Annotated in this window: 10 protein-coding genes and 1 pseudogene; 1 reads left to right on the top strand and 10 read right to left on the bottom strand. The window is 38.1% G+C overall.

Going from position 1 to position 14034, the window contains the following annotated elements:
• A partial coding sequence (locus D0X99_RS20095) for an AAA family ATPase (protein ID WP_119479670.1) occupies positions 1-1610 on the bottom strand: 1610 nt, incomplete at its 3' end.
• A gap of 433 nt (positions 1611-2043) precedes the next feature.
• Here D0X99_RS20095 and D0X99_RS20090 point away from each other — a divergent pair.
• Positions 2044-2937, top strand: a complete 894-nt coding sequence (locus D0X99_RS20090) for a hypothetical protein (protein ID WP_147392286.1) — start codon at positions 2044-2046, stop codon at positions 2935-2937.
• An 8-nt stretch (positions 2938-2945) separates the two neighbouring features.
• Here the strand turns inward: D0X99_RS20090 and D0X99_RS20085 are convergent, their stop codons facing one another.
• The 9 genes and pseudogenes from D0X99_RS20085 to D0X99_RS20045 form a co-directional block, all read right to left on the bottom strand.
• Positions 2946-4811, bottom strand: coding sequence for a DUF2075 domain-containing protein (locus D0X99_RS20085; protein ID WP_119479668.1), 1866 nt, complete (start codon positions 4809-4811; stop codon positions 2946-2948).
• The gene (locus D0X99_RS20080) at positions 4808-5137 is read right to left on the bottom strand and encodes a nucleotide pyrophosphohydrolase (RefSeq protein ID WP_119479667.1); all 330 of its coding nucleotides are present in this window, start codon (positions 5135-5137) and stop codon (positions 4808-4810) included. Before D0X99_RS20080 ends, D0X99_RS20085 begins: the two co-directional genes overlap by 4 nt.
• Positions 5134-7125, bottom strand: a complete 1992-nt coding sequence (locus D0X99_RS20075) for a tetratricopeptide repeat protein (RefSeq protein WP_119479666.1) — start codon at positions 7123-7125, stop codon at positions 5134-5136. The genes D0X99_RS20080 and D0X99_RS20075 overlap by 4 nt, the downstream gene beginning before the upstream one ends.
• Positions 7126-7286: 161 nt before the next feature.
• Complete coding sequence (locus tag D0X99_RS20070; protein ID WP_119479665.1) at positions 7287-8993, bottom strand: hypothetical protein; 1707 nt, start codon at positions 8991-8993, stop codon at positions 7287-7289.
• Complete coding sequence (locus D0X99_RS20065; RefSeq protein WP_119479664.1) at positions 8974-10926, bottom strand: hypothetical protein; 1953 nt, start codon at positions 10924-10926, stop codon at positions 8974-8976. The genes D0X99_RS20070 and D0X99_RS20065 overlap by 20 nt, the downstream gene beginning before the upstream one ends.
• 495 nt (positions 10927-11421) lie before the next feature.
• Positions 11422-12084 (bottom strand): DUF6266 family protein, encoded by a 663-nt coding sequence (locus D0X99_RS20060; RefSeq protein WP_119479663.1) that lies wholly within the window; start codon positions 12082-12084, stop codon positions 11422-11424.
• 298 nt (positions 12085-12382) lie between these two features.
• Positions 12383-12871, bottom strand: coding sequence for a GyrI-like domain-containing protein (locus D0X99_RS20055; RefSeq protein ID WP_119479671.1), 489 nt, complete (start codon positions 12869-12871; stop codon positions 12383-12385).
• 7 nt (positions 12872-12878) lie between these two features.
• Positions 12879-13448, bottom strand: coding sequence for a pentapeptide repeat-containing protein (locus D0X99_RS20050; protein WP_119479662.1), 570 nt, complete (start codon positions 13446-13448; stop codon positions 12879-12881).
• 249 nt (positions 13449-13697) lie between these two features.
• Positions 13698-14009 (bottom strand): annotated as a pseudogene (locus D0X99_RS20045) (TlpA family protein disulfide reductase); the annotation flags it as partial.
• Positions 14010-14034: the final 25 nt, after the last annotated feature.

Here is a 14034-nt window from a genome sequence, read left to right as displayed (position 1 = left end):
ATTACAACAATCTTCTTCTTACCTGCTTCGGTAGCATCTTTTTTACCCCTACACAACTCCAAGAAATACATGAAACTGATAATCATTTTTTCACCTTCACTTAGAGAATGAAAAATTCTATTGTCATTTTGCTCCCGAACTATTTTATACAGATTTTCAGAGTGATGTTTGATTTTGAAATCTTCAATTCCTAAATCAATCAAGCCGTTATTGATGTTGCTAATGGCTTCTTCAATATTGGTTGTTTGTTTCTGCTGCTCAATAATTATAGCTTTCTGTTTTGCAATTTTAGTTTCATAGTCTTGAATGGATTTAATTATTGTTGAAAGATTTCTGCCTGATTCTGCTTTGTCATTAATAAGTGAGCTAATAGTTTGGTCGTATTCCCAACGCATTAAATCCCAAAACGAAGCTTTAATTTCACCCAATGCAGCTTCCTTTCTATCGATTTTTCTGTTATGATCTGAAACAAGTTTATTAATGCTTTCTATAATTTGATTAAGTTCTTCAAGTGATTTGGAAGTTGCAATAAGTGAAACAGAGACACTTGGGGATTTTATTTTTTCATCAATATTTTTGAGATTATCTCCAATAATCCTAGATAATTCATTGTATTTAATTTCAAAATCCTTTTTATGATTTTCAAACTTTGGATTGCTTTCAAAAGTTGATTTATCGGGAATTAACTGAATAGCTTCTGCGTATTGCTTGCGAAATTCTTTTATAGCTGTTAGATCCGCTTCATATGATTCATCAAAATATTCTTTGATACTTTGAATCAATTGACTTGAAATTGTTTGCTCCTGACAGAAAGGGCAGGTTTCATTTTCAGTTTCAATTTCGGCTGGTAAGTATTTCAAACCATCCTTTACCCAATCAGAACTTCCAAGCTTATTAATCAATTCCGAAACGGTGCTATTCTCATTTCCAACAATCTGTTTTTTAAACAGTGTTTCTGATTCAATATGCTGAACAGTAAATGAAATAGGATTGATAGTATCAAACTTTTGTGCGTTATCGCCAGCTAAAGCCTGAACCTCCTCCTTTATTGATTCAATGGTTTTTGTTGGTTTGTTTTCTGACTTTTTCAAACCTTCAAAAAAAGTTAGTAATTTGCTTCCGTCATTTCTATAGCCTTCCAAGCAAAATTCTAAAACTCTATCTCCACCAGTGTAGTTCTTCTTTATTTCCCAAACTTTGATTTTTGCGGTTTCAATTTTTAAAGCAATTGCATCTTTTTCTTTTTGTAGTTCTTTTTCTTTGATTCCTTTATCTGCCTCAATTTTCTTTATTTCCTTTTCTGCATTTGCAATTTTGGTTTCAGCTTCCTTATTCTTTTTTGAAAGCGTGAAAATTCCTTTTAAACTTTCAGATTCAAAAAAGTTTTCTTGAATAAATGTTTGGTTGTAAACAAGTATGTCTTCATTATCACCTAATCCTTCAATTGAGCAATCTTTAAATTTTTGATCTGTCGTTTTGTTAAGGAAATTTGATAAGGTGCTTTTGCCTGTTCCGTTTAAGCCATACACAAGGTTAACTTTCTTATCAGTTTCTAAGACTGTGAGTTTCTTGTAGCTCGCTACTTTATCAAGGCTTATTTTTGATATCATTATTTTCTTCTAAAATTGTTTACGGTAGTTTTTCTAGCATGTGCCCTAACTTTTTTATTTACACGGTTTTTCCGGGATTACGCCCAAAATCAGATCGCTAAGCCCAATAAATCCGCTTATTCCATGGGCAAATTTTTTCCTTTAAAAGACTGTTCATCCAATTTTCTCCTTACCAATTTGCAATTGGCTTTTCTACCTCATCCCTCCTTCTTCCCGATCCCCTACGCAACTCGGGACAGGCTCTCCAGGAGAAGGCGATCATTCAGTTGAGTTTCCAAGTTTTGTAATCCCTTGGCAATTCACTCGATCACTATTGCTGATTATCAAAAGCTTCGTTTTGCTAAGAAAGGGAATTTTGGGGAGGAAAAAATACCCAGTAGTGGGTATTTATCATTTGTTTTCCTTTTTTTATCTTAGTGAAAACCACTTTTTTATGGCACGAATGGTCTTTATTTTTCTGCTTTTCGGATTAGCTGTTTCCTGCAGTACGATCCCTGATCCTATACCAGAAAGTCCTGAACAATTGGAAACGGATAGCCTGATGGCTATCTACGGTAAATCGATCGTCACTCCGAACCTGAATTTCCTCAAGTATTTCCAGCTGGACAAAAATGGAAATACGCTAGTCTATGGAGGTACATCCGATCGATTCTGGTTCGGGGCTTTCAGGCCTGACCGATCCCTTATCAAGGAAAATTTAGTCCAGCTTGATTTGGAGAAAAGATTCGAGCAGCCGGTATCCAAATCTTCCGCCATAAGCCAAAGGGTATTGGATAAATTGATATTTGAGGTTTTTACCCATGAGCAATCCGAAAAAAGCCCTAACACTTCCCTGGCAAGAAGCATCATGGGTCTGTCGGAAAGTACCTATGAAATCAACTATATCACTGACTACATCCATCGGGATGACTATATCTACATTGAACTTGCAAGACCCTGGAAGGGAGGATACCTGCTGGAAATAAACGGTTCGCTGGGAAGAAGCGGAAAAAACTATACGCAATACATTTCAACAGACTTCTCCGTTTCCCAAAAATGGGACTGCAGATCTCCTCTATCCCCCAGAATCGGAGTCTATTATTTTGAGAAAGATCTTTTTGTGGATGTGGTGCAAAACGGCGTGTGGGGATTCAACTATTCCACCTGCTCCCGATGGGAATATAATACGCTGGACTTCTTTGGCAAGGAGACTTGTCCTGGATGCAATACTTCCATTAAACTCAAAAGTCAGCAAGAAGGAATTTGTACCCTAGAGGTATCACTTAATGGTGAAATCCGAACCGTAGTAATCGATTACAGGACCGGCGCACTTGTCTCTAATGGGTAAAAGAAAAACTATATTGTTTCTAAAAATCTGGATTTGAAATATTCTCTAGTTTCAAAGTCAGTACAATAAATAAAACATCCTTTCATTCCTCTGGTCATCAGGGTTCTGTAAGTGTTTTTAATAATCTCTTTGACCAATTTTCGGGTCTTCTCGGGTTCAGTTTTCATTTGGGATTTATACCCCCTGATGGTTCGGTCATTTTTATCCCGTCTAGAAGGATCCACCATTACTTTCCCATCCCTGACTACCAAGTCGTCTCCGATTATGACCCCAACATATTCTACTTCCAAACCCTGACAAGTATGGATACATCCAACTTCATTTACCGAAGTAGGTCGGATTACCCAAGCAGAACCATCTTCGGTCAGGTTCCATTTCATTCTGAAATCAAATTCAGGAAATTCGATATCAAATTTATCAGAATCAACCCGGCTGTTCCATGGCCAACAATAGCCTGCTACTAAACGGGCCTTATTGTTTGCTCGGTTCTTTTCAAATATCGCCTCTCTTAAAGACGACGGATCATCAAACACCCTAAACTCAAAACCTTTGTAATCAAAAAAAGTGTTTGCAGTTTGTCTGATATCCAAAATATGATCTAACCAAGCAATGTATCCATCTGATCCACTGCATCTAAATTGGGATGATAACTCGAGTTCAGTGACAGAAGCTCCCAATTGAGATGCCCATTTCTTGATCTCTTCTGCCGAGCCTATGTCATTTAAGGTAACCTTTTGGTCCTCGTCTAAAAAGAAAGCAGTAAAAGCCGCTGCATGGATTAGTTCCTTCACCTGGTTTTCACCTAAATTTTGATACATGCCTGACTTTTCATTAAGACGGTGAGCTTCATCCACTATCAGTGCTCCAAACTCGTCAGGCTTGGAATACACGTAAGATCCTGATCCGGAAAAAAAGCCATCAATGGCCTTAATTGAAAAATTTCCTCGAAGTTTTTCCTTATAAACAGCTCTTGGTGCGGCATTCTTAGATACATATTGGGTCAACAGGCCCTTTTGGGTAAGTTGCACCAAAAGATTAATTGCGATTACAGACTTGCCAGTTCCCGGACCACCGTGAACAATCAGTACCTGTTTGGAATCAGGACTTGCCTTTTGAGCGAGAGACAGAGCATTTTCATAAACGACCTTTTGGTCGTCTATCAATATGAATTCCTTATTTCCCTTTAACATCTTGCCTACTGAATCGGCAAGTTCTTTAGAAGGACGAATTCTGGATTTTTCAACTCGTTGAAGAATATCACTAGTGTCACCTTCAATGATAGTTTCCTTGATAAAATCCCTCAATTTTAAAACATCTCTTTTTAAAAAAAGTGGCGCTTTGGCTATGTATGCTCCATAAAAATCGTGATTGATAATCCCATCTTCGAAATAATTATGAAGGTAAGCGCAGGGTATTATCTGGATGTTGGATTGCGTAATTTCTTCATTAAATCCCTTCAGCAACATTGCATAAGACCATGCCTGGTAAGATGGATGACTTACTTCACGGACGCTTTGTCCCACAAAAGTGGAAACTACTCCGTCTTTTTGGGTGAGACTAGATTCTGACCATTGCTTAAGTTCGATTACTACCAAGTAATCTACTTTGTTAGCATCTCTACCTGAAAGGATAAAATCAATCCGTTTGGAAGTTAGGGGTATCTGGTATTCAATCGCAACACCACAATCATCTGGAATTCCCCTATCAAGCAATACATTATTCATGTAAAGCATAGAGTTCTTCCAAGAATTGATCTCATTTGGGGAGGAGCGTTGTCCAAGCTTCTGGATGAAAAAATTGTGGATAATATGTTCTATTTCATTGGAAACAACATCATTTGAAAACTGCTCTTTTGAAGCCCGGTATATTATCATAATTGGTCATACTTTTTTGCTGAGCCTTTGGACTTGGATACTGGATACTTTTCGGCGTTGATCCGGATTTTCTCAAGAAGGATTTCCTTAAGATCAAATCCATGCTTGTGGACCAGCAACAGACCGAATAAAAATACATCGGCCAATTCTTCTTTGATCCTTTCCCTGTCGGCTCCCTCCTCCTTTTTCCATAGGAACTGCTCCAAAAGCTCGTTTGCCTCAATGGATATCGCTATTGCCAGATCTTTTGAGTTATGGAATTGCTCCCAATCTCTCTCATTTCGAAACCTGATCAACTCTTCAATAACTTGTTCAAGATCACTCATTTGTCGGATTCAAAAATGGACTGTGCCAATTGATATTCCTCATCAAAAGGCATTTGAAGTTGAGAAAGCATTTGAGGTATGGCTTTTGCCCAACTAACATAATAATACGCCAAAAGCTTGTAACCAGAAAATACTTGTCCGGGAATTTTATTAAGTCTATAACCCTTTTTTTTCGGGTCTATTCCCGATTGACCAAGCATGGCTACTTCGAATGCAATTTCCTTCACTTTTTCAATTGACAGCTTTGAAAAATACTCCAAGGCATCAACCATATAAAAAGCAACGGCCGTATTGAGGTCCTTGTCAGAATGTGATGCTAAAAATTCGGCCATCTCCTGATCCTCTTCCTCCGAATATCCCTCTATGGAATTAGGGTCCTGTTCAATGAAAGCCATAACCTCTTCAGGAGATTTAGTAGATGGTTTTTGGGCTTTAACTCTATGGGACTCCTCATCTATCAAAGAAAAATAGGCATCTAATCCCAAGTCAGCTCCCCAATGTTCAACCAGTTCGTATTCTTCACCCGGTTCCCTATCCTGACGATATTCCAAAAACTCATCCCAGAGCGATTTCACCAGCTCTTTCTCTTTGGCATTAATTGAATATTTCTCTTCGAACCGGGTTCCCAATAAACTATCCGTATGCCTTGCCCCCAATACATTATACACTTTGGATTGAGACAAAATTTCTGCTGGAAGGAGTTCCTCCACTCTTGGGATACTGACAGCATTATAAGCCTCAGTTGACAGCCTGAATAAGGAAAGAAACTGATGTGGCCTGAGGGTCGGAAACTTTTCGAAAATTAAATCCTCAATAAACAAATCGATTGGGGCATTAAAAACCTGGCGAAGAATCCCGTGAAAAAGCTCCTCAAACATTTTTGAGACCTGGTCTTCATCGTAGCCTTTCCTGATCAAAGAGTTGATATATCTGGAATATTTCCTTTTAAACTCCTGTAGCTTTTCAGCCTTGGCAATGAAAAGTTTATTCTCCTGGATCTTACGTGCCTCATGATAAAACAGAATATGAACCAGCTCATGGAGTATGAGGTGGTCAATTCCCAATGCGGGCTTGAATTTGATTAAATGATAATCCCTGTTGTGATTTTCGGCAATTTGAACTACTGCAGCAGTGGGAATATTTTCGTCTTTTTCGATTCGAATCTCTTTACCGGTAAGCTCCTCCAATTCATTGATAAAATCAACCAGTTCTTCCTTTCCGTAATCAGAGTCAGTAATTTTCTTGGCAGATTCCAAAGCAGTTTGTAGGCCATTCTGAAATATAGGGTCCTTTGAAGAATTTGAATATTTAACGGCCTTGGCACAATATTCAAAAGCCTTCAGATTTTCCCCTTTCATCTCTGCAACCAATCCTAAAGCATAACAGGTATTGGGATACTCAGGATTGATATCAAAAGCCTGTTTCAGGTATTTCTCACCTAGGTCGAGCTTTCCGTTCTGCACCAACGCCCCACCAATATTATTCAATGCGATAAAATTCCCAGGATCAGCATGGATAACCTGATCATAAAACGCCATTGCAGTATCCGGATCATCCTTGTACCTGGCATAGATGTTCCCCATAAGGATTAAGGCCCAATGATTTTTGGGATCCCAACGAAGGGCGTCGATGAGAATATCAATTGCCTTCTCATGCTGTCCTTCTTCCTCATAGGTCTGGGCAAGGGTTCTGTGGTACTCACTTATACTAGGATACTTCTGAACCAGCTTTTCAAGTATGGGCCTAGCCTCTGCAAACTTCTTTCTTGAACAAAGCTCATTTACCCGCTGAAACTCCCTTGGATCTCCAAGAAGGAAGTTGGAAGGAATTTCAATAATCACTTCACTTTCAGAGATCTCCACATTTGGGATGAATTCCCCTAAGCTCAAATATTTTCTGAAGGCGTGAATAAGCTGCTCATCATTGGTGATATCAACAGTTGGAAAAAGTCTTGAAAGGAATTTGTTTCTGGGGTAAATAATCTTCATGAGGTAAAGGTAAGAAGGAAGGGGGAGGTGGGCAATTATCTTCGAATGAGGAGATTTTAGATACTTTTTTCAGCTTCGGAATCAAAACAATCTTACCTGAACAAAATCTTAAAATCACTTTGAATGACCTATGAGAAACTAAACGGCAAGGCAATTATTCCCTAATTCGATGACTCAATATCAGAGAAGTTTATAATCAACCTGCGCCAATAATAGGGGAATATGAAAGTCCTGAAGTGAAGGCTGGCGATCATTCCCAACTGCCACATTCCTGTCTTTATAAACCCAAATTTGCACTCCTGGGCATTATGGAGGTAATCTGAAAGCACAACATTTTTGAAAGTCTGAAAATCTTCGGGGAAAGACAATTCAGTCAGGGAATAACCTGTTGCAGGAACTGCCTTTTCTCTGAAAAATTTGGACTCTGTATCCTGATCGGGAAACCAAAGGAGCAGGTTTATTTCCTTGAATGCGGAATTCAGGTAAATCAGGGCCTTTTGATAAAGTTCCTGATCATCCGCAACAGCAGTCCATTCAATCAGACATGCCAAAAGCGAGGATGATTCTGTCTCGCCCAAGTCCCGGAGTTCGGGATACGCCTGAAGTTCTGCTACTTTTTCAAGACTATTTCCAAAATCCGGAAAACGGTTCATCATATATTTTGCATCAGCCATACACTCAAGGTATTCTCCGATCATTTTCCGGACATCGTCTTTTCTGTCCAATATGAATAGAAGCGTAAAAGCGAGGTTGATCTCGATCATCCTGTCATCGGTATCCGGAGTAGAGATGATCTGATTGTTTTCGAATAATCTTACTACTCCATTTGCGGCGGCGATTGTGACAGAAGCGAAAATCTCCTTCAGATTTTGATCGGATTTTCCAAACAGGTTTTCGAGCATTGATGACTCTATACCGCAAAGGGCAATCTGACCCAAATGGGCATAAACTACCGAATTGTAGGCTATCGGATCATAACAGAATTTTCCAAATCCATCTTCTATTTCACAAACAGGAAGAATTCTGGAAAGATAAAACTGATTAATCCGATTTTTCAGAAACAACAGATCAATGAATGCCTTCATCAAAGGGGGATCAGAAAAAATTCCCGATTGCCAAAAATGCACCCAAACCTTCAACAAGGTCATTTCTCCTGCTTTGATTGCCAATATACTGTCCTTTTCTCTTTTGCAATAACTAAAGACAATTGCCATGATAAGGTTGATTTTGTGAAGACATTTCACCCTCTCTTTTTTACTTCCCTTGCCTTCTGAACCATGAAAAGGTATGATGTGATCCAATAACAGGGCGAAATGTGAAAGGTCATATTCAGGATTATACAGGTTGACAATGACTTTTCTGAGTAATTCGCGGGCCGTCTCGGAAAAAATCCTTTCGTTAAGCATGGAGTCACTTACCATCGAGACCAAGGTGTCCAGCTGCCAAATATCAAAGCCATACTCTGGATAATCTTTTTGGAATGCCGTCCAGTTTTGCTGTATGGCGGCTTCATTTATGCCGTTATGGGCAATAACAATCACAATCGGGAGCTTTCGGTGAGCCGGTGAGATATTGTTTTTTATGTACACTGAAATAATCTCACGTAAGGAAGGTTCCAAAGCCTGAATTCCTTCCTGCCAGTTCTTCCGGTTCAAATTACCCTGTTTAACTGTAATGAGAAAAAGTTTTTTGATGTTATCTACGGGGTCTTTCCCGATAGTATGAATATCAACTCCATATTGACGTACTCCCTTTTGTGGGCCATAAATTATTTCAAAGTCTTTTTCTTTCAGAATACCCTCAATCAAAATGTCCAACTCTCTGTCTTCTTTCAGGGATGCGATGTAGTCAGCCAAGATTAATTTCATGCCTTTTCAATATTTTCATTTGAACCCGTATTGATTCTTGATAAACAGGATTTAGGTTTTCCCCGGAAGGATATTCTGTTTCTACTCTGATATTTCCCAGCGGTCTTACGTCATGAACAAGCTCATTGGGTCTTTTAATTGCCCATTTGTGGGAATTCAAATAGACTTTCTTTGAAAGATTAAAAATTCCGTTCCTTTCTATCTTCTTTGAACCTTCAGTAAAGCTTCGCTGTCTATAAAATTGTACCCATTTCATCACATTGGATGCAGGCTTTATCTCTTTCATTGGCGCAATTGAATCCAATCCATCAAAATATCTTTGGAAAACAGTCACAGCATCGACGAATAATTCTTTTGCAAAAGGATAAAGGTTCCCGGAATTAATATCCGTTCTTATAATTTTTAGGGTGCTGCGATAGTTGTAAATAAGATAGGACTTCAACAAATGACCCAAAAAATTCGACAATTTTTGTGATCCGATATCTACAGCTTTGATTATGGAAAGGAGCAATTTTTGAAGGGGATCTTTGGCATAGACAAATCCCACAGTTTTAGATGCCATGAAGGCCAGATCCAAATCTGTCATCCCTTCAAAGCATTCCTTAGGTATTTCAAAAATGGAATTCGGCAGTTTACCAGCAGATAAGACGAATATCTCTTTGTGAAAATGGATGTCATCTGAATTAAGCCAAGTCAGGAAATTTCGCTGGAAAACAGATGAGTTTAGCCGGACTAATTGCAATAATCCCTTCTCCAGTTTTTTAACGCTTCCACCATTTTTGACAACGTAATTAACCACTTCATAGGCAGAATCCGCATTTTCATTAATGAGGTGGATAAAAAGTCGGGACTGAGTATATTCTATCCTGGGATCATTAAAAATCAAAAAAGACTTGAGTGTTGAATGAAACCATTCCGCGTTAAGCTTAGAATTATGTTTGCTCAAAAAATATCCGACCCCAATGTAAATGTCACCATTTTTAAAGCCACTTGACATTAACTGGTCGATATATCCGGTGACTCTTGAATCGGTGAAACCAAATGATCCGCATAATAGTATGAACTCCTTATCGCTAAGCTTTCCTGAATTCCTGAGAGAGGTTATTTGGTTAAAAAACAATTCCCTTCGATCAGGATAATCTGGAAGGATATTTCCTATGGCAAACATTTTCTCGTACCAAAAAAATCCGGATTCTTCTGATTCAACCAAATTTAAATAATGTTCAATTCCCCGTTTCTGCTTTTTTTCGAGTAAGCAGATAAATGTTGGCAGGATTTTAACCAAAGATTTATTTCTAAAAATCATCGGGAATAGAAGTTCGATATCCGGAGCGGAGTAATTTGCAAAATCACCCCAGACAATCACTTTTTTAAGAACTTCATCAAGAAATACATCTTCAGGATTTTTTTCAATAATTTTTGATAACCAATCGAATACTTCTATGAATTGAACATTTGTTAAAGGCAGTAAGTCGGCAAAAAGGTAGATTTGATCCCAGTTTTGCGGATCAAAATCCTTTAAGATTGATTCCCAGAATCCTCTTATTTTAAAGACCATGTAAGAAAAAGCCAGAAATTCAAGTTGATTTTTTAGTTCGGGAAATCTCTTTATTAATGGAGAAGTTTCTACAGTAACCTGAACCCCATTGATGGTCCTGTCCTTTTCAAGGGTATTACTCAATCGGATTTTCACATAAACAACAAGGAAAAGATCTATATCCGATTTTAAGGTTTTGGCTTTTTCATCACCCCACCTTCCTCCAGTCCATTGGCTTAATAAATCCAAAAAGGCAGAGCTTAATTCTAATTTCCGGTTTTTTTGGATTAAGAATTCTTCGAGCTCCAATTTTCCAAAAGAGTCAATTTCGATTGAGAAAAATTTAACTTTTTCAAAAAGGCTTTGAATCTTGGTGTAATCAATCTGTCTTAGCATAAAAGGCCCAATTCCGAGTTGGGAAAAATAGAAATAATTACAAAAAACAGGTACCTGTTACAAACTTCAATATACTGGCATTACGTTGGAAAATCCCCCAACTAGATGTAGATTTTTCATGAATCTATGAAGGTCAAATGGATGCTATGTGAAGGTTACATCACCCTGATATCCTTTCCAATTTTCAATTGGCTTTCTAATCTCACTCCACCCTTTCTGAAATCCTTTGGGACAAGCTTCCTTGAGGAGAAGGCTATCAATCAGTGAAAAATCCTGGATTAATTATCCAAAGTGACATTGCTTTTTCACTTTAGCTTATCATCAAAAGCTTCGTAATCCCAAGGAAAGGAATTCTAAGGATGAAAAAATACCCACTACTGGGTATTTTTTGGGGTAAAATTGAAGAAATCGAGTTCGAAGATGGAATTTCCAAATAGAAATGGGTGAATCTTAGAATTAAAAATCTGTCTCAAAGATAGTCTTGGCTTTTCAAGCCTACACCTCCCCCAAATACACCGAATTAGACAGGATCCGCTCTTTGGAATATCCATTTTCCTGACTGAAGGCCAAAAAGGCATGCCACCTTACCTGTGGATCCGCTCCATCCAAGTTCAGGAAATGACTTCCCTCCGACCTTCTACTTCCCAGATACACAAACCGGGAACCTTCCCTACTCTCATGGACCAAGACCGCAAAGGCCTCATCACTGGGCTTGGCCGAACCCTCCCAGGAATTATCCCTCCAGGAGAACCGCACTCCACTACCCTCTCTAAGCACACCTGCCTGATCCGGTTCGGTAAGATTCCCCATACTCATCCTGACCTTTGAAATATCCAGCAACTTCCAGGCACTTCCAGGTTTGAATACAAATGAATTTTTGATCGTATAGGAGACCGCGACATGGTATGCCGCCTTGGCTCCTACTTCATATTCCTGAAATCCAAAGCGCAGCAGGTGCTTGTAATTCTTCAGAAAGGCGTGCGTCTGCCGGATTACATCCTGACTGATCCGTTTGGGCTCAGAGGTTTTGGCCTTGGTTGCTTGGGATTGTTTCCTTGGAGCTGCTTTGACATAAGTCTCTCCGTTTCGCTCGTAAAAAATCAGATTGCCTACTTTGCCCCTCAGGCCTTTCAGCATAGGATCATTCGCTTTTCCCATAACACAATCATTTGGTAATCAGTGAATATAGACAAAACTAAAAACACATTAAAACAAGTATAGACCAATTTTAAACTGGTCCTTAATTAATCTTTCACTGTTCGTTATTTGCTTATTAATTGGTCCTACACTATCCTCTCAATCGGTCAAAGCGGAGTTAACGAAAAAGGTGACGAAACTTATAAGGTCTTAAAATACCATGTCAAGGTTTTCAAAGGCCATCCAAGGTCGTTCTTTTATTTTACCATTTAACAGCGGTTTCATGCTTGGCTTTGCAAGCCGCACGAAAACCTAGTTGTTAGTAGCTGGTGTTTTTCAGTCTTATTGGTATCCATATTTCTTCTTCTGAATTTGGGTCGTTGTTTTTGTATCTGTCGCCCAACACTTCAAAATGAGGTCTGTCATCTAATAAGTATTCTGAACTTGGTAACCAAATCCCAAAAATGTATTGAAAAATACTAGGGTCGTTACCTGAACCTTTGTAGTCAAATACTGCATAAAGTCCGCCTGCCAATGAAAATGCTTCCATTTCAGTCGGCACATTTTCAAAATTTGTTACTTCTACGGTTGCCCATTTTTCAAATTCATTGGTTGGGTTGAAGTCCTTAAAATATGTCGGTTTATATACTTGCATTGAAATCAAATTATTAGAAACATTATTTGTTATTTCTCTGCGTTTGGGTATAAAATTTTGCCATAGTTCGCCCGTCCTGTTGTTGGCTAAACTCATTGTAAGTCGTTTACCAATTAGTTTTTTATCTGATAAATATTCAATTCTTGGTGTCATATTTTTTTTAATTAGAATGTTCAATTTCAATGTCATATTTGTCTAAAAGACCTACAACGCCCAAAATTGAAAACTTTGCTTTCTTAATTCGGTTTATTTCTGGGTCAATAGAATAATTGTAAGAAGTCCGCAAGTCCGATTTTTCAAGTATTGTTTGGTCAAAAGTTGCTCGTTCCAAATTACAGTTGTCAAACATAGTACTTGTCAAGTCGGCTTCTGAAAAATCTGTTTCTTGTAATTGTGAATTTTTGAAAATCGTCTTTTTTATTTTCGTTTTGTAAAAAGAAGAATGATTGAGTTGGCAACCGTCAAACGAAAATGAAAGTCCAAATTCATTGCAGGTGTCAAACCGAAGTCCCAACATTTTACAGTCCTTGAAAATTATGTCCCGAAACGCTGTCTTGTTGAGTTTTGTCAAACTCAAATTACAACTGTTAAATGTGCAGTCTGTGAACTTAAATTCAGAAAGGTCTTTGTCGGCAAAGTTGCAACTTCTGAAAATACAGTTTTCGTATTCGCCTTTTGTCAGCGTATCATTTCGGTCAAAGGTTTTGTCTGTGATATAAATTTCCTTCATTTTTCTGTTTTGTCATTTGGAATGGTGTCCTGTTACACTTGCCACTAACGTTCGAGGCTTGCCGCAGGGCTGGGATATTTACTGTGTCAGCCCGGCACCTGAAGCCGATTAAAATTACTGATGTTGAAGTTAAAAACTAAAAGCCAAATAGAATTCGGTCAAGCTCAATATTAGGTGATAGTAGTTTAACAGCTGATTTTTATTCCGTCCACCAGCTTTGCGGCAAACCTTTTATTATAAGCAGTACTGTCAATATGAGTTTTTGATTAGCTTCTTTAAGTCGTACTCTAATGATTTGTCATAACCACTAAAACCTTTTAATATATATCCATTTTTGTCAATTAAGTAAAATGTTGGATAGCCATAAACATTATAATTTTCTGCATTAGCTGTACCAATATTTAAATAAACAGGATATTTTATGTTGAGCTTTTTATTGAACATTTCAACAGATTCTATATCGTCAAATGGATTGATTGTTATAATGGAAAACTTTCTTTTTGTATATTTTGAATATAAATTATTTAACATGTTTACTGATTCAATACTATGTGGACAACCGTTCTCACTAAACCGTCATAAAGGA

This window comes from Algoriphagus lacus, from assembly GCF_003583985.1.
Lineage (GTDB): Bacteria > Bacteroidota > Bacteroidia > Cytophagales > Cyclobacteriaceae > Algoriphagus > Algoriphagus lacus.
Note: the sequence above shows the minus strand (reverse complement) of the source record. Positions and strands in the feature narration are given on the sequence as shown.

Bases quoted from the DNA above. Each gene is read 5' to 3' on its own strand.
- D0X99_RS20075 (WP_119479666.1), bottom strand. From the start codon at position 7,125: ATGAAGATTATTTACCCCAGAAACAAATTCCTTTCAAGACTTTTTCCA.
- D0X99_RS20060 (WP_119479663.1), bottom strand. From the start codon at position 12,084: ATGGGAAAAGCGAATGATCCTATGCTGAAAGGCCTGAGGGGCAAAGTA.
- D0X99_RS20065 (WP_119479664.1), bottom strand. From the start codon at position 10,926: ATGCTAAGACAGATTGATTACACCAAGATTCAAAGCCTTTTTGAAAAA.
- D0X99_RS20085 (WP_119479668.1), bottom strand. From the start codon at position 4,811: ATGATAATATACCGGGCTTCAAAAGAGCAGTTTTCAAATGATGTTGTT.
- D0X99_RS20090 (WP_147392286.1), top strand. From the start codon at position 2,044: ATGGCACGAATGGTCTTTATTTTTCTGCTTTTCGGATTAGCTGTTTCC.
- D0X99_RS20050 (WP_119479662.1), bottom strand. From the start codon at position 13,448: ATGAAGGAAATTTATATCACAGACAAAACCTTTGACCGAAATGATACG.
- D0X99_RS20080 (WP_119479667.1), bottom strand. From the start codon at position 5,137: ATGAGTGATCTTGAACAAGTTATTGAAGAGTTGATCAGGTTTCGAAAT.
- D0X99_RS20055 (WP_119479671.1), bottom strand. From the start codon at position 12,871: ATGACACCAAGAATTGAATATTTATCAGATAAAAAACTAATTGGTAAA.
- D0X99_RS20070 (WP_119479665.1), bottom strand. From the start codon at position 8,993: ATGAAATTAATCTTGGCTGACTACATCGCATCCCTGAAAGAAGACAGA.